Source organism: Octadecabacter dasysiphoniae, from assembly GCF_021532615.1.
Lineage (GTDB): Bacteria > Pseudomonadota > Alphaproteobacteria > Rhodobacterales > Rhodobacteraceae > Octadecabacter > Octadecabacter dasysiphoniae.
In genome coordinates this window covers 52,001-67,478 of the sequence record NZ_JAKGAQ010000005.1, presented here as the reverse complement: position 1 = coordinate 67,478, position 15,478 = coordinate 52,001, and the positions used below count along the sequence as shown (strand labels likewise).

17 protein-coding genes and 2 tRNA genes are annotated in these 15,478 nt (G+C 56.8%); 11 read left to right on the top strand and 8 right to left on the bottom strand.

Annotation, left to right across the window (positions count from 1 at the left end; all coding sequences use genetic code 11):
• Positions 1-4: 4 nt before the first annotated feature.
• The gene (gene purC, locus L0664_RS16625; RefSeq protein WP_235227025.1) at positions 5-766 is read right to left on the bottom strand and encodes a phosphoribosylaminoimidazolesuccinocarboxamide synthase; all 762 of its coding nucleotides are present in this window, start codon (positions 764-766) and stop codon (positions 5-7) included.
• A 138-nt stretch (positions 767-904) separates the two neighbouring features.
• On the opposite strand from purC, the gene L0664_RS16620 reads away from it, so the two are divergent.
• From L0664_RS16620 to bmt, 3 genes are all read left to right on the top strand, one after another.
• Positions 905-1,219 carry a DUF1476 domain-containing protein gene (locus tag L0664_RS16620; RefSeq protein WP_235227024.1) on the top strand — a complete coding sequence of 105 codons (315 nt, stop codon included), beginning with the start codon at positions 905-907 and terminating at the stop codon, positions 1,217-1,219.
• Positions 1,220-1,367: 148 nt separating this feature from the next.
• Entirely contained in the window at positions 1,368-3,245 is a 1,878-nt protein-coding gene (locus L0664_RS16615; RefSeq protein WP_235227023.1) for a phosphatidylglycerol lysyltransferase domain-containing protein, read from the top strand.
• The gene (gene bmt / locus L0664_RS16610) at positions 3,208-4,221 is read left to right on the top strand and encodes a betaine--homocysteine S-methyltransferase (protein WP_235227022.1); all 1,014 of its coding nucleotides are present in this window, start codon (positions 3,208-3,210) and stop codon (positions 4,219-4,221) included. Before L0664_RS16615 ends, bmt begins: the two co-directional genes overlap by 38 nt.
• On the opposite strand, the gene L0664_RS16605 is transcribed toward bmt, so the two are convergent.
• Positions 4,218-5,297, bottom strand: a complete 1,080-nt coding sequence (locus tag L0664_RS16605) for a PA0069 family radical SAM protein (protein ID WP_235227021.1) — start codon at positions 5,295-5,297, stop codon at positions 4,218-4,220. The two genes, bmt and L0664_RS16605, sit on opposite strands and share 4 nt — an antisense overlap.
• Before the next feature lie 156 nt (positions 5,298-5,453).
• Between L0664_RS16605 and L0664_RS16600 the strand changes: the two genes are divergently transcribed.
• The 3 genes from L0664_RS16600 (at position 5,454) to L0664_RS16590 (ending at position 7,452) form a co-directional block, all read left to right on the top strand.
• Positions 5,454-6,158 (top strand): corrinoid protein, encoded by a 705-nt coding sequence (locus tag L0664_RS16600; RefSeq protein WP_235227020.1) that lies wholly within the window; start codon positions 5,454-5,456, stop codon positions 6,156-6,158.
• Positions 6,159-6,230: 72 nt separating this feature from the next.
• A complete protein-coding gene (locus L0664_RS16595) occupies positions 6,231-6,836 on the top strand; it encodes a glutathione S-transferase family protein (protein WP_235227019.1) in 606 nt (201 codons plus the stop codon).
• Entirely contained in the window at positions 6,829-7,452 is a 624-nt protein-coding gene (locus tag L0664_RS16590) for a DUF1638 domain-containing protein (protein WP_235227018.1), read from the top strand. The genes L0664_RS16595 and L0664_RS16590 overlap by 8 nt, the downstream gene beginning before the upstream one ends.
• A 50-nt stretch (positions 7,453-7,502) precedes the next feature.
• Here the strand turns inward: L0664_RS16590 and L0664_RS16585 are convergent, their stop codons facing one another.
• Complete coding sequence (locus L0664_RS16585) at positions 7,503-7,904, bottom strand: SufE family protein (protein WP_235227017.1); 402 nt, start codon at positions 7,902-7,904, stop codon at positions 7,503-7,505.
• Positions 7,905-8,024: 120 nt separating this feature from the next.
• Here L0664_RS16585 and L0664_RS16580 point away from each other — a divergent pair, with 120 nt between their 5' ends.
• Complete coding sequence (locus L0664_RS16580) at positions 8,025-8,510, top strand: hypothetical protein (RefSeq protein ID WP_235227016.1); 486 nt, start codon at positions 8,025-8,027, stop codon at positions 8,508-8,510.
• Positions 8,511-8,516: 6 nt separating this feature from the next.
• Here the strand turns inward: L0664_RS16580 and rnd are convergent, their stop codons facing one another.
• From rnd to purM, 3 genes are all read right to left on the bottom strand, one after another.
• Positions 8,517-9,674, bottom strand: coding sequence for a ribonuclease D (gene rnd, locus L0664_RS16575; protein ID WP_235227207.1), 1,158 nt, complete (start codon positions 9,672-9,674; stop codon positions 8,517-8,519).
• Positions 9,675-9,757: 83 nt separating this feature from the next.
• Positions 9,758-10,348 carry a phosphoribosylglycinamide formyltransferase gene (gene purN, locus L0664_RS16570; protein ID WP_235227015.1) on the bottom strand — a complete coding sequence of 197 codons (591 nt, stop codon included), beginning with the start codon at positions 10,346-10,348 and terminating at the stop codon, positions 9,758-9,760.
• The gene (gene purM / locus L0664_RS16565; protein ID WP_235227014.1) at positions 10,345-11,397 is read right to left on the bottom strand and encodes a phosphoribosylformylglycinamidine cyclo-ligase; all 1,053 of its coding nucleotides are present in this window, start codon (positions 11,395-11,397) and stop codon (positions 10,345-10,347) included. Before purM ends, purN begins: the two co-directional genes overlap by 4 nt.
• Before the next feature lie 121 nt (positions 11,398-11,518).
• On the opposite strand from purM, the gene L0664_RS16560 reads away from it, so the two are divergent.
• Positions 11,519-12,418 carry a sterol desaturase family protein gene (locus tag L0664_RS16560; protein ID WP_235227013.1) on the top strand — a complete coding sequence of 300 codons (900 nt, stop codon included), beginning with the start codon at positions 11,519-11,521 and terminating at the stop codon, positions 12,416-12,418.
• Between the two features lie 15 nt (positions 12,419-12,433).
• Here L0664_RS16560 and L0664_RS16555 read toward each other — a convergent pair whose 3' ends face one another.
• The gene (locus L0664_RS16555; protein WP_235227012.1) at positions 12,434-12,667 is read right to left on the bottom strand and encodes a hypothetical protein; all 234 of its coding nucleotides are present in this window, start codon (positions 12,665-12,667) and stop codon (positions 12,434-12,436) included.
• Between the two features lie 120 nt (positions 12,668-12,787).
• Between L0664_RS16555 and L0664_RS16550 the strand changes: the two genes are divergently transcribed.
• Positions 12,788-12,864, top strand: a tRNA-Ile gene (locus L0664_RS16550).
• Positions 12,865-12,975: 111 nt separating this feature from the next.
• Here the strand turns inward: L0664_RS16550 and L0664_RS16545 are convergent.
• The gene (locus L0664_RS16545; protein WP_235227011.1) at positions 12,976-14,316 is read right to left on the bottom strand and encodes an ATP-binding protein; all 1,341 of its coding nucleotides are present in this window, start codon (positions 14,314-14,316) and stop codon (positions 12,976-12,978) included.
• Positions 14,317-14,357: 41 nt separating this feature from the next.
• Between L0664_RS16545 and L0664_RS16540 the strand changes: the two genes are divergently transcribed.
• Together L0664_RS16540 and L0664_RS16535 are read left to right on the top strand one after the other, a co-directional pair.
• On the top strand, positions 14,358-15,263 hold the full coding sequence (locus L0664_RS16540; RefSeq protein WP_235227010.1) for an MBL fold metallo-hydrolase: 906 nt from the start codon (positions 14,358-14,360) through the stop codon (positions 15,261-15,263).
• 59 nt (positions 15,264-15,322) lie between these two features.
• Positions 15,323-15,397 (top strand) — tRNA-Asn (locus L0664_RS16535).
• Positions 15,398-15,478 lie beyond the last annotated feature (81 nt).

The following is a 15,478-nucleotide window of genomic DNA, read 5'->3' as shown; positions in this document are numbered from 1 at the left end:
TCTTTTAGTTAATCAATGTCGGCTTGGTAATATTCGTGGCATTCTTGGGCATGACGCCAAGGCGCGTCGCGACCTCGGTGTAGGCGTCGGCCAAATCGCCCAGATCGCGTCGGAACACGTCTTTGTCGAGCTTGCGACCCGTTTCGATGTCCCACAAACGGCAGCTGTCAGGGCTAATTTCGTCGGCTACGATCAAACGCATGAAATCATTGTCCCAAACGCGGCCAATCTCGATCTTGAAATCCACCAACTTGATCCCGACGCCGTGCATCACACCGGCCATAAAATCATTCACCCGCAGCGCAAGCGCGACGATATCGTCGAGGTCCTGCTGCGTCGCCCAACCGAATGCGATGATGTATTCTTCGGGCACCAATGGGTCCCCAAGTGCATCGTCTTTATAGGAAAATTCAACAATCGGGCGGGGCAGCGGTGTGCCCTCTTCCATACCCAAACGCTTGGCCATGGACCCTGCTGCAAAATTGCGCACGATGACCTCAAGCGGGATGATTTCGACCTGACGGATCAGCTGTTCGCGCATGTTCAGGCGGCGAATGAAATGCGTCGGCACGCCAATACGCTGCAATCCGTTCATGAAAAATTCCGACAGGCGGTTGTTCAACACGCCCTTGCCGTCAATCGTTGCTTTTTTTTCAGCGTTGAACGCGGTGGCATCATCTTTGAAATACTGGACAAGCGTTCCGGGCTCGGGGCCCTCGTACAAAATCTTTGCCTTGCCTTCATAGACCAGTTTACGACGTGCCATTCTATCCCTCGCTCGGGCCTGTCTCTTTGGGGTCAAAGAGGGCAGAACAGGCCTCTAACTCGCCTCATAAGCCAAGCCCCCCTTGCGGGCAAGCGCTCTGGTGGGCATATCTAGGACGAACAGCTTAGGGAGCCCAATATGTCCGGTTTTGATGATCGCGAAAACGCATTCGAAAACAAATTCGCCCATGACGCAGAAATGCAATTCAAGGCAGACGCACGCCGCAATAAACTTGTCGGTCTGTGGGCCGCTGAATTGCTCGGCAAATCTGGCGATGACGCCGCTGCCTACGCAAAAGAGGTCATAAAGTCGGATTTTGAAGAAGCAGGTGACGAAGACGTCTATCGCAAATTGTCCGGCGATCTGGGCGATAAAGCGGATGAAGCCACAATTCGCGCCAAAATGACAGAATATATGGCCATCGCCAAAGCCCAGCTGATGGACGAAGCCTAACCCCTACCGCGCGGCATTTGACGAAAATGCCGCACAGTTTGATTGATCTCGTTAAAGGCCAAGGCGCATATTTGCCTTGGCCTTTACCTTTACACAACATCTGGCGCGCTAAGTGGGGGGTGGTGGTTACGTTGTGTGGGACGGACTTATGAAAACGCAAATTGGGGTCGCTCCTTTGGCGGAGTGGCGCACATTTTTTCGCAAAGGGCGTTTGCTCCAACTGGTGCCGCTTGTGGCGCTCGGTGTTTTTGGCACGCTCTTTATCCGTCATATCGCAGCTTTGGATGGCGTTGCAGTTGTTGCTGCGTTGACCGCACTTGCCCCGTGGCAATGGATGTGCGCTCTCGTTTTCACCGCGCTGAGCTTTCGGACCATTGGCGAATATGACGTTCTGATGCACCGTGTCTTGAACACCGGCCAACCTGTGCATGCGGCGCGCGCGGCGGGCGTCAAGGCGATTGCACTGTCACAAACACTTGGCTTCGGCGCGATCACCAGCGCGCTTGTCCGCTGGCGCTGCCTGCCGGACCTACCCCCGGCACACATCCTGAAACTTTCCGCCGCCGTAAGCCTGTCTTTCCTCGCCGCGCTGGCGGCAATTACGGCGCTGGTTGTCCCGCTGTCTGGGCTGATGCCCCGCTCTGGAGGACATGTCGCAATTGGTATTGCGGCCATAGCGGCCCTCGCCCTTCTGGCGCGCCTCGCGCAGCGATCGGGTTGGATTCCGATTGGCCTAGGGCGCAGAACGATCATCGCCCTGATTGTGGCCACTGCTGCCGACACCCTGTTTGCCGCCCTTGCTTTGTGGGTCTTGTGGCCTGAACCTGTGTCCTTTCACGTTCTGTTCGCCGCATATCTCATCGCGCTTGGGGCCGGTTTGGTCTCAAACGCCCCTGGCGGCGTCGGCGCGTTCGATTTGTCGCTGCTCGCACTTCTTGGCGCCACACAAAACGCCGATGCCATGGCGGCCATTCTTGCCTTTCGCATCATTTATTATGCACTGCCCGCGGGTATCGCTATTCTGGGCTTGCTCCACAGCCGCGTGCCACTTCCGGTGGATCAACCACACCACCCCGAAGCCACCCTGTTGCGCCAGCATGCCACCCGTTTTGTCCACGTAAAGGGGACGCTACTGACGTTGCCATGTTGGGGCGGCGATGCGGTTTTGGGGGATTTGCCACGCGGCATGCAGGTTGCGGACCTACGCCGCAGCACGGACCCCAAGACGCTATATAAATGCAGCGCAAGACAGGCCAGCCAAGCGCGCGCCGCCGGATGGTCTGTCATGCGCTGCGCCCAAGATGCATGGATTTCCCCAAAGACATGGTCATCCACTGGCCCTGCCCGGCGTCAATTGCGCCGCGCCCTTTGCGCGTTTGAACGCAGCGGGTTTTCCGTGCGCGAAGTCTCTACCTCCGACGGCCTCTGCGCGGTGGCTCAGGATTGGGCCAAATCACACGGCGGCGAACGCGGCCATTCAATGGGCCGCTATTGCCCAGATTATGTGCGCCATCAACGCGTCTTCGCGGCGTTTGACGGCGACACACCCGTTGCTTTTGTCAGCTTCCATATTGGCCCCGTCTGGACCCTCGATCTGATGCGCCACGTCTCAGATATTCCCAAAGGCACCATGCATGCCCTTGTCTGTGCCGGGATCAAAGCTGCGCAAAATTCAGATATTTGCTATCTGTCGTTGGCCAGTGTCGCGGCACCTGACCCACATGCGCCCTTCGCACGCACCATGACGGAATACGCGGCAGGCCTGCGGCGTTTCAAATCCGCATTCGCCCCAATCTGGGAACCACGCTATATCTGCTCCAGTGGCCGTCTCGGTCTTCTGCTTGCCATGACAACGCTTGCAATTCGCATCAGATGGCCTGCCCCACTGGCCAATCCCAATCCTGCTCAGCGACATCATGAGGATTTTTCATTTGCGCACCGCCCCCGCCCGTGCGAACCGCTGACCTCCCCCATCGGAGAAACGCCCCATGACCAACGCCCTTTCAGAACTGCTCGCCACGCGTGACTGGCTTTTGGCCGACGGTGCGACGGGAACAACTTTGTTCAACATGGGTCTGCAATCCGGCGATGCCCCCGAATTCTGGAACTTCGAACATCGCGATCGTATCACGGCCCTATATCAGGGCGCTGTTGATGCGGGGTCCGACCTGTTTTTGACGAATACGTTTGGCGGAAACGCATCGCGGCTGAAATTGCACGGCGGCGAAGGCCAGGTCCATGAAATCAACAAAGCGGCTGCAGAAATCGCCCGCGAAGTTGTCGACAAATCCGGTCGCAAAGTGGTTGTTGCGGGGTCCGTCGGGCCGACAGGCGACATCATGGTGCCAATGGGGTCACTGACCCACGAAAGCGCGGTCGAAATGTTCCATGAACAGGCCGAAGGGCTAAAAGCGGGCGGTGCGGACGTATTGTGGTGCGAAACCATTTCCGCCGCCGAAGAATTCAAAGCCGCCGCCGAAGCCTTTGCATTGGCCGGCATGCCATGGTGCGGCACGATGAGTTTTGACACAGCCGGGCGTACCATGATGGGTTTGACCAGCGCTGAAATGGTGAAAATGGTCAACAAATTGCCAAACCCGCCGCTGGCCTTCGGGGCCAACTGCGGCGTGGGCGCGTCCGATCTGTTGCGCACGGTTCTCGGGTTCGGCGCGGCTGGCCCAGATCAGCCCATGATCGCCAAGGGCAACGCTGGCATCCCGAAATACGTCGACGGCCACATCCACTATGATGGCACGCCAGACCTAATGGCAGATTACGCCTGTCTGGCCCGCGACAGTGGTGCCACGATCATTGGCGGTTGCTGTGGCACAACGCCTGACCACCTGCGCGCCATGCGCGAAGCCCTTGAAACCCGACCCAAAGGGGATGCGCCGACGCTTGAAAACATTGCCGCCGCCCTTGGCGGATTTTCCTCAGAATCTGATGGAACGGACGGCACAGGCCCGACACGCGCGCCCCGTCGCGGACGCAGACGCGTTTAAAACAGGCACAGCTGGTCCCCCTTGCGCGGCGGTACTTTGAACAGATCACGGCGCAACGGCACGCGCAGCCCGTCCAACCCCAATCGTGTGCGTGCAATTGTCAGGCGTTGTTTCATTTGCTGTGCCCAGATGCCCTGACCCGTCATGCGGGTGCCGAACTTTGCCTCATACAACGCGCCGCCATGCAGCTCACGAATCCGGCCTAAAATGCGCTTGGCGCGGTCCGGAAAATGGATATTGACCCATTCTTCAAACAGCGGGGCCACCTCAGACGGAAGGCGCAGCATGATCGATGTTGCGGCTGTCGCACCCGCATCCGCCGCCGACGTCAAAATCGCCTCAAGCTCATGATCGGTCAGGGCTGGGATCAGCGGTGATGCGGACACCGTCACCGGAATGCCCGCCTGTGCCAGCCGTTCAATAACCTGAAGGCGGCGTTTTGGGGATGGGACCCGCGGTTCCATCAAACGCGATATTTTCGGGTCCAGCGTCGTGACAGATACACCGACCCGCACAAGGTTATCTGCCGCCAGATCGCGCAAGATATCGATGTCTCGTTCAATCAACGATCCTTTGGTCACGATGCTGACAGGGTGGTGGAAATCGCGCAAAACTTCTAAAATCTCGCGCATAATTCCGTAGGTTTTTTCTATGGGCTGATAGGGATCCGTATAGGTCCCGATCGCCAGCACATCCGCGCGATACCCTTTTTTGCGCAACTCGGCCTCAAGCACCTTGGGTGCTGTGGGCCGCGCGATCAGGCGGCTTTCAAAATCCTGCCCTGGCGACATTCCCAGCCACGCATGGCCAGGACGCGCAAAACAATAAATGCAGCCATGTTCACACCCGCGATACGGATTGACCGATCTATCAAACGGAACATCGGGCGATGTGTTGCGCGAAATCACGGATCGCGGGACTTCTTCGGCCACCTGTGTGCGCAACACGCCCACATCAGGCGCATCCCATCCATCATCCACAGCGACCCGCGCATAGGGTTCAAACCGACCAACGGCGTTGGATACCGCTGCGCGCCCTTTCGCCGTTATGTTTCGTGAATCACCTAGTTCTGTCATGTGAACAATGCAGAACACTTGAAGCCCCTTCACGATAATCCCGCAAAGTATTCATTTGCATGCGGGTCGCAGGACAGGCACTCAATGTCGCATATGTTCCAGACCGGAAATCACTTTTGCGACCAAATCAGGTAAACAAGATCAAAGGGTTCCCCCATGTCAGACCAAGAAGACGACATCATCCTGAGCGAGCTGAACGACGACGACCTTGTCGCCCAGATGTTTGACGACCTGTATGACGGGTTAAAAGAAGAAATCGAAGAATCCGTAAATATCCTGCTGGAACGCGGTTGGGCCCCTTACGATATTTTGACCAAAGCCTTGGTTGGCGGCATGACAATCGTTGGTCACGACTTCCGCGATGGTATCTTGTTCGTGCCAGAGGTCTTGCTGGCCGCCAACGCAATGAAGGGCGGGATGTTCATCCTAAAACCATTGCTTGCGGAAACAGGCGCACCGCGCGTTGGTAAAATGGTCATTGGCACCGTTAAGGGTGACATCCACGACATCGGCAAAAACCTTGTGTCGATGATGATGGAAGGCGCCGGATTTGAAGTTGTCGATCTTGGCATCAACAACGCGGTTGAATCCTACCTTGAGGCCATCGCGTCCGAAGAACCCGACATCCTTGGCATGTCCGCCCTGCTGACCACAACGATGCCCTACATGAAGGTCGTGATCGACACGATGGTCGAACAAGGCATCCGCGACGATTATGTGGTTCTTGTTGGTGGCGCGCCCCTGAACGAAGAATTCGGCAAAGCCATTGGCGCCGATGCATATTGCCGTGACGCGGCCGTGGCCGTTGAAACCGCCAAGACGTTTATGGCGCGCAAACACAATCAAGGCGCGACCGCCTAAAACCGCTGATACTTTGACAAAGCGCGCGCGGTGGTCCCCACTGTGCGCGTTTTGCTTTGAAAGGACCGTTGTATGCTAACCCTATACGCCGCCAAAAACACAGTCGCCGTCGCACCCCACATCGCGCTTGAGGAAACGGGCCTGTCCTATCAGATCTCGTGGGTTAGTTTTGCGGACAACGATCAACGCAAACCGGAATATCTGGCGCTGAACCCCAAAGGGCGCGTACCCGCATTGGTCACGGCGGACGGCATCATCACCGAGGCCCCTGCCATTCTGGATTACATCGCTGAGATTTCCGGTGACTTGATGCCAACAGACGCATACGCGCGCGCAAAGGTCCGTGAACTTGTCAGCTACCTTGCCTCAACCATGCACCCAAACCACGCCCATGGGTTGCGCGGGGAACGCTGGTCCGATGATCCCGCCGCACATGCCTCAATGAAGGCCAAAGTGCCTGAAACCATGGCCGCCAGCAGCGCCTATGTCGAATCTTGCCTGCCAGACAACGGCTGGTTGGTCGGCACCTATTCGATCGCCGACATCCACCTCTACAACGTCTGTCGCTGGCTCAAGGGTGACGGTGTGGACATCACCGATTACCCCAAACTGGCTGCGCATTTTGATGCAATGCACGCGCGGCCCGCTGTCGTCCGTGTTGAAGGCGCACATGGATGATGTAACCCTCACCACCGACGGCCTCGCGCCAAAGGGGGATGGTCGTATCCTTCTATTGGCTTGCGGTGCGCTTGCCCGCGAAATCCTTGACCTGATCAAAATCAATCACTGGTCACATATGGATCTGCACTGTCTTCCCGCAATCCTGCACGTTCATCCTGACAAGATTCCCGATGCCGTTGAACAGGCTGTCCTGAAACATCGCGCCACCTACGACGAAATCTTCGTGGTTTATGCGGATTGCGGCACCGGCGGATTGTTGGCCAATAAATGCGAAACCCTTGGCGTTCAGATGGTCGAAGGCCCGCATTGTTATTCGTTCTTTGAGGGCAATGCGGAATTCGCCAAAAAGGACGAGGTCTTTTCCTTCTTCCTTACCGATTTTCTTGTGCGCCAATTCGATGCTTTTGTGGTCAAACCCCTCGGGCTTGATCGCCACCCCGAACTGCGCGACATGTATTTCGGCAATTACAAATCACTGGTCTACCAAGCCCAGACCGACGATCCCGAGCTTACGAAGCTGGCCCGACAACACGCTGATCGTCTCGGCCTTGCGTTTGAACGCCGCCTCACGGGCTACGGCGATCTGGCACCCACCCTTGGAACCTTGAAATAGGTGGGTCGGAGGGCGGGCGCATTTGCGACAGCAAACAGTGCGCCCCGGCCCTATGCCGTCACTGTCTGAATACGCTCAATCATCGCGCGCAGCCCGTTTGATCTTTGCGCTGATAAATGGTCGTTCAGTCCAAGGCGTTCAAACGCTGCACGTGCATCCACCGCGCCAACTTCATCCACGGGCAATCCGTTATAAAGTGCGCGCAAAATCGCAATCAACCCGCTGACAATCATCGCATCGCTCGCGCCTTTGAAGGTGAAAACGCCATCCTCGACGCTTGGCACCAGCCAAACTTGCGACGCGCAGCCATCCACTTTCATCGCGGGCACTTTGAACGCGTCGTCCAGCGGTTCCATCTCGCGGCCCATATCGATCACATGAGCATAGCGATCTTCCCAGTCGTCCAGAAATTCGAAGGTTTCGGCGATGTCTTCAAAGGCTTGCGCGGCCATGGGGTTCTCCTTGTCTGCTCAGCTCATCTAGGGCCGCGCCACCCTTTCGTCCAGTGCCTGCTTTTCATGGCCCCGACTTTGGGCTAGCAAGATGCAAGACATTCGACACAAGGGGACATCATGCTGCGCACCACACTTCTTAGCACCGCGGTGCTTCTGACCCTTTCCGGCTGCGCGCGCATCTCTGAAAGCCGCCTGAACCCGTTCAACTGGTTCGGCAACAGCACCGAAGTTGCGCAAAGCGACCCCGCCGAACGCCGCCCGCTTGTGCCTGCAAGCAGAACAACCCAAATTGTCGACACCCGCCCGATGGTTCAGAGCATTACCGCCCTGTCCGTTGATCGCACCCCGAGCGGTGCAATCGTGCGCGCCACTGGCACTGCCCCGACGCAGGGTTATTTCAATGCCGAACTTGTCGAAACCGGCACTTCCAACGGTGTCTTGGTGTTGGAATTTCGCGCACAGGCACCGACCGGATTTCAGGCCCAAGGCACACCGCGGTCGCGTGAAATCAATGCGGGTTACGTGATCGACGCTGCAACGCTTGCCGATATCCGCACCGTGCGCGTTCAAGCCGCAACAAATGCACGAACATCGGGCCGCTAATCGCCCTCAGATGTCGAAGGTGATGACCTTTTCACCTTTCACAGCCAAACCAATCTGACCGTCACACAGGCGCAACGCATCAGCGCCAAACACCTCTTTGCGCCAACCGCGTAAGGCCGCAACATCGCGCAGCCCCCCCGCCATGGCATCAAGATCAGCACTGGTGGCGATCAGCTTTTGTGCCACACCGCTTTGGTCGGCCTTGGCTTTGACCAATACGCGCAACATATCCGCCAACGCAGGATTCACTTGCAACTTTTCGCGGCGGGTATCGATCTTGGGTGCGTCTTCCGGTTTTACGGCAAGCCCCACTTTGACCGCGTTCAAAATCCCGTCGGCAATATCACCGCGCCGCGCTTCGCGCAGCAACAGGCGGGATCGGCCAAGGTCTTTTTCGGATGCGGGCTTGGTCGATGCCAACTCAACCAACGCATCGTCCTTGAACACGCGATTGCGGGGGATATTGCGGGCTTGGGCATGAGTTTCACGAAACCGCGCCAATTCTCGCACGATTGACATAAATTTTGACGAATTGGTCCGCGTTTTCACTCGTTTCCACGCGTTGTCCGGATCAGCCTGATAGGTAGCGGGATCATTTAGAATCCCCATTTCCTCGGCCACCCATTTTTTGCGGCCTGACTTGCCCAATTCTTCAGACAGATATTCATAAATCACGCGCAGGTGGGTCACGTCGGCTAGCGCATAGGTTTTTTGTGCATCCGTCAAAGGGCGGCGCGACCAATCCGTAAACCGCGACGATTTATCAACAGTGTCTTTGGCAATCTTGCGCACAAGGGTTTCGTATCCGGCCTGTTCACCAAAGCCGCAAACCATCGCTGCCACTTGGGTATCAAACAAGGGCGATGGAATAATCCCTTGATCCACAAAGAAAATTTCAAGATCTTGGCGCGCAGCGTGGAACACTTTGACCACGCCCGCGTCTTCGAACAGATCATAAAGCGGCGCAAGATCAAGACCATCAGCCAATGGATCAACCAGAACCGCATCATCGTTTCCGTCGCCCATATAGGCCAGCTGGATCAAACACAGTTTTGAATAATACGTCCGTTCTCGCAGGAATTCTGTATCAACCGTAACGTAGGGATATTTTGCAGCCTCTTGGCAAAATGCGGACAGATCTGCGGTGGTCGTGATGGTCTTCATACGGGCCATTTCTATGTCATCTTACGGGAAATCCCGATTGCGGTTCACCGTATGCGATGGTCGTGGCGAATTAAACCCCGTGTTCACGCCAAGATCACAGGTGTCCTGTCGCCAGCCGCGTAGCGCCGCAAAACTGCCGAATAAAGCGCATGTTCCAAAGGCAGCAAACGCGCGGCCAATTTGTCTGCCGTGTCGCCGTCCTGAACAGCCATTCGCGCCTGTCCCAAGATCGGCCCATCATCAAGACGCGCAGTCACTTCGTGCACCGTGCAGCCGTGTTCAACGTCACCCGCATCCAGCGCCCGTTGGTGTGTGTGCAGACCTTTGTACATTGGTAAAAGCGATGGATGAATGTTCAACATCCGCCCTTCATAACGCGCGGTGAACCCTTCTGTCAGGATGCGCATAAACCCCGCAAGACAAATGATATCAGGCTGGGCCGCATCAAGCGTTACATGAAGACGATCTTCGAACGCACTTCGATCATTCGGGAATTCACGATGATCAACCACCGCCGTATCGATACCAAGATCGCGTGCCTTCGCCAGCCCGCCCGCATCAGGATCGTTTGACAGCACCAGCACGGGGCGCGCCGGATGGTCGCCCGTCATGCTTTGTGCCAAGGCCACCATGTTGCTACCGCCCCCCGAAATCAGGATGGCGACCCGTTTCACAGCAGCGATCCGGTATAGCGCACGCCCTCGCCCGCAGTGATTTCACCGATGACCGCAACATCATGGCCAGCAGCCTCAATCAGATCACCCGCGGCCTGCGCCTGATCGCGCGCCACAACAGCAACCATGCCAATCCCGCAATTGAACGTTTTCAACATTTCGCTTTCGGCAAGATTTGCCTGATCGGCCAGCCATTTGAACACGGCCGGTGGTGTCCACGCATTCAGTTCAACAGTCGCGCCTAGCCCTTCGGGCAACACGCGCGGAAGGTTTTCGGTCAAACCGCCGCCGGTGATATGGGCCAAGGCGTGTACCATATCCGGCTTTTTCAGCGCCGCGACGCATCCTTTGACGTACAATGTTGTCGGCGCCAAAAGGGCCTCCCCCAAGGTGCCGTCAGAAAACGGTGATGCATCATCCCAGCCCAAACCCGAATTCTCGACAATTTTGCGCACCAGCGAATAGCCGTTGGAATGCACACCATTGGACGTAATCCCGATCAGAACGTCGCCCTCAACCACATTTTTGGGAAGGTCTTCACCGCGTTCCATCGCACCAACGCTAAAGCCCGCGAGATCAAAGTCGCCCTCAGGATACATCCCCGGCATTTCTGCCGTTTCGCCACCAATCAGTGCACAGCCAGACAATTCACAGCCCTTGGCGATACCGTTGATGATGCGCGTGGCCTGATCCAGTTCCAACTTTCCGGTCGCAAAGTAATCGAGGAAAAACAAAGGCTCCGCACCCTGACACACCAGATCGTTGACGCACATCGCAACCAGATCAATGCCGACACCATCTACAAGGCCCGTGTCAATCGCGATCCGCAATTTGGTGCCAACGCCATCCGTGGCAGCAACGAGGATCGGATCAGAATACCCTGCCCCCTTGAGATCAAACATCGCGCCAAAACCGCCAAGGCCCGCCATCACACCGGGGCGCGCCGTGCGCTTGGCCGCTGGTTTAATCCGATCAATCAACGCATTGCCCGCATCAATATCAACGCCCGCATCCGCGTATGTCAGCCCGTTTTTGCCTGTCTGTGTCATGCTAGAATATCCCCGCTTTGTCCCCAGCAGCCGATAGAGCATGCGCAGGCTTTGGGCAACAGTGGGTTGACCCCTGACAGGCATAGGGGCAGCGTGACATGATCCAACGGAAACGGAGCTGATGGACCTTTTTGCACAAATCATGAACACCATGTTCGGGCTGACCTCCGCACTGTCACCGTTGTACCTGCTGGCCTGTGTTGCGATCGCGTGGGCGATCTACACGCGGCGCAAAGTCTCTGAACCCTTTGTTGAATGGTTGCTGCCGCGCCGAATTTGGCGCCACAAATCTACGCGGCTTGATTTGATACTGTACGGGCTGACGGTTGTGCTGTCCGCATTGGGCATCATCGGGCGATTTACGGTTACACCAGCTGTGGCAGCGATCGTGGCGGCCAATATGCCATGGCCCCCGCTGGCAGGTGCCAGTGTGTCTGCGATCATGCTGGCCTTTCTTCTTTGGATTATTGGGGATTTCGCAACCTATTGGGTGCACCGCATGCACCACACAACCCGCGCCCTTTGGCCGTTGCACGCCGTACATCACAGCGCAGAAGTCATGACCCCGATCACAACCTACCGCCAACACCCCCTTGCCATCCTGATCAATGCCAGCCTGCAAACGGTGATCACAGGCACGGTGCTGGGGTTGCTGGTTGGCGCCCTAAGCCCCGATGCCAGTTTGGTAGAAATCGCCGGCGTGAACGCCTTTAACGTAATCGCGATTATGGCACTTACGAACTTTCACCACTCCCATATCTGGATCAGGTATTGGGGCCCGCTTGAACGGATATTCATCTCGCCTGCGATGCACCAAATTCACCACAGCACAAATCCTGCACACTTTAACCGCAACTACGGTGGCTTTCTGGCCCTGTGGGATTGGATGTTCGGAACCCTTTATCTGCCAGAAAAGACCGAACAGATCGAATTGGGCCTAACATCAAAAGACGACGCGCCGTTGATGACGCATCGCCTTTCGCGTGTCCTTATTTCACCTTTGCGCCGGATGTTCCCCTAGCGCCAGATGTGAAACCTAGAAGCGCATAATGACGTCGTCATCGTCGTCATTATCTGTCTGTGTCTTGTTTTGTGTGGCAGCGCCAGCACCGCCGCCAAGCAACACAACAGCACCAACAAGAAGCAGCAAAATCACTGCACCATTAACATCACTGCCGCCTGATGGTTCGATCACCTCTGCCCTGCTTCCGGCAAAAAGGGCCGTGCTTGTTGCAAAATATGCCGTGGAAATTGTCAATAATAGTCGCATCGTTCTTCCCTTCGATTAGACGAATTCGAAAACGTTAACACATTTTTTTTATTTGCCTAGAAAGGATAGCCGCCTTGCCCGCTTGACCCCGAAGCCACGGCTGAATAGCAAGCGGTGAGTGGGCCTGTAGCTCAACTGGTTAGAGCAGAGCGCTCATAACGCTTTGGTTGCGGGTTCAAGTCCTGCCGGGCCTACCACTTTGAATTCACGAAGGTGAATTCAAAGACGAACACAAGGCGCATTTAGCAAGGCCAAGTGTGCGGCACCGTATTAGCGAAGCACCCGTTAACAGTTCAAACCGTCCAACATCACCGCCCTAGCACCACTTCGGCTTTCAACCCGCCCAGATCGGCGCTGTCACCAAGACGCAAGACCCCGCCATGCGCGCGCGCGATGTCTTCAACAATCGCAAGGCCAAGCCCAACCCCTGTCCCGCGATCTTGATTTCGTGCCGGATCAAGCCGCGTGAACGGGCGCACCGCATCCTCGCGTTGATCGGCGGGAATTCCGGGGCCGTCGTCTTCTACGCAAAACACCACAGCCTTTGGCGTGACGAACACACTGAACCGGGCCTCAGCCCCATAACGAAGCGCATTCCCGATCAGGTTTTCAACGGCGCGCCGCATCGCCATGGGCCGCATCGCGATACGCACGTCTTCGTCCGCGCCGCGATCCAACGTTCCGGCATGCACCGCTTGGCCCATCCGCGCGGCATCTGCCAAAATCTGTTCTGCCAATGCAATCGGGTCGCTTGGCTCAGCTTCGCCCTCCGCGTCCCCACGCGCAAAATCAAGAAACGCATCCAGCAACCCCTGCATGTCGTCCACATCGCGCACCAAAGGTTCCACATCATCGCCGTCCAACATGCCCAACCCCAATCGCAACCGCGTCAACGGTGTGCGCAGGTCATGGCTGACGCCGGACAACATCATCGTGCGGGTCTGGGTCTGGCGTTCAATCCGGTTGCGCATATCAAGAAACGCCGTGCCCGCCGCGCGGACTTCGTTGGCGCCGGACGGGTAATACGTCACGACCCGCCCGCGGCCGTATTCTGTCGCCGCTTTGGCCAACCGCGTGATTGGGCGCAACTGGTTGCGCAGGTAAATATAAGAAATGCACGTCATGAAAACGCCCAGCACTACCATCCAGACCAACAATTGATGCGGGTTAGACGCAGACACACGCCCGCGGCTAAAACTGACCATCATCGGCCCGTGATCCGTCTCAAACCACAGCTCCGCGCGGCGATTGTTGGGCAGCACAACGGGCCCCAATTGCGCAAGATTAGCACGTAACATCCGATCAACCGTGCCACCCGTCAAATCCAGCCAGCGCTTTGAACTTTCATTGGGCACGTCCGCGGCGGGCAGCACTGTGGCAAGCTCCAGGGGTTCGGCCACCTGCGCAACAACCGCCAAGGCCGCTGTCAAATCAGGTGCATCGTTGACCTCATCAATCAAAAACTGCAATTCCAGCGCGATAGAACGGGTCATCTGCTCTGTGACGCCTTCGAAGTGGCGCTGGATAAAGACAATCGAAACCGCCAATTGCACGGTGATCACCGGCAAGATCAGGATCAGCGCCGCACGCCCATACAAACTGCGCGGCATATAATCTTTGAGCCATTTGAACGACATGAGGTAAGCCATAGGCCAACGCTAATGCGAATCCGGCGACAAGGGAATGTGCGATGAACCAGAGCCCACCAAAAGCAGGCGTAGCCGTGCAACTGGAACCCGATCTGGCCTGCCTTCTGGCGCCGAATCCGTCCCCCATGACGTATTGGGGCACCAACACCTACCTATTGGGTCATGACAGCATCGCCGTAATCGATCCGGGCCCATTGAACGACGCGCACATGACAGCACTGATCGGCGCAATCGGCGGGCGGCGTGTGTCCCACATTCTTGTCACACACAGCCACCTCGATCATTCGCCGTTGGCACGCCCCCTATCAGACGCCACTGGCGCGCCGATTTTCGCCTTCGGTAACAGTGACGCGGGGCGTTCGGACGTGATGACGCAGCTTGCGCAAACAGGTTTGATGGGCGGCGGCGAAGGTGTGGACACAACGTTCAGACCAGATGAAACGCTGCGCGATGGCGACGACATAAGGGGCGACGGCTGGGCCGTGTGCGCCCATCACACCCCGGGCCATTTTGGCAACCATATGTGTTTCACACATCGTGACGTCGGATTTAGCGGTGATCTGGTGATGGGCTGGGCCACATCCCTCGTCTCTCCGCCTGACGGCGATTTGACCGACTTCATGTCATCGTGCGCGACCCTTGCCGACACCGGCATAACCCGCGCCTACGCAGGCCACGGCGCGCCCATACCAGATGCCCAATCGCGCATTGCCGATCTGATTTCACACAGAAAATCCCGCGAAACCCAGATACTTGCCGCCCTAGCGCACGGCCCCGCGACACCCGCCACCCTAACAGCCCAGATCTACACCGACACAGCCCCCGCCCTTATAAATATGGCGCAACGCAACGTCCTTGCCCACCTTGTGGACCTTTCACAACGCGCCATCGTGGCCCCGATGGGCCCATTGTCAGCCGTCGCGAAATACGCTCTCACAAAGTGCTGAAAAAACCTGCAATACCCCCTAGACGCCCCGAAATCCTGTGGCTATACGGACCTTGGTTTTCCGGCGTAGCTCAGCGGTAGAGCAGTTGACTGTTAATCAATTTGTCGTAGGTTCGATCCCTACCGCCGGAGCCAATTCACCCCAAAAAATTTATACTTTTTAGGGGCTTGAGGAATTTGCAAATGTTTTACCCCCTAAAAAACCCCTATAGTGCC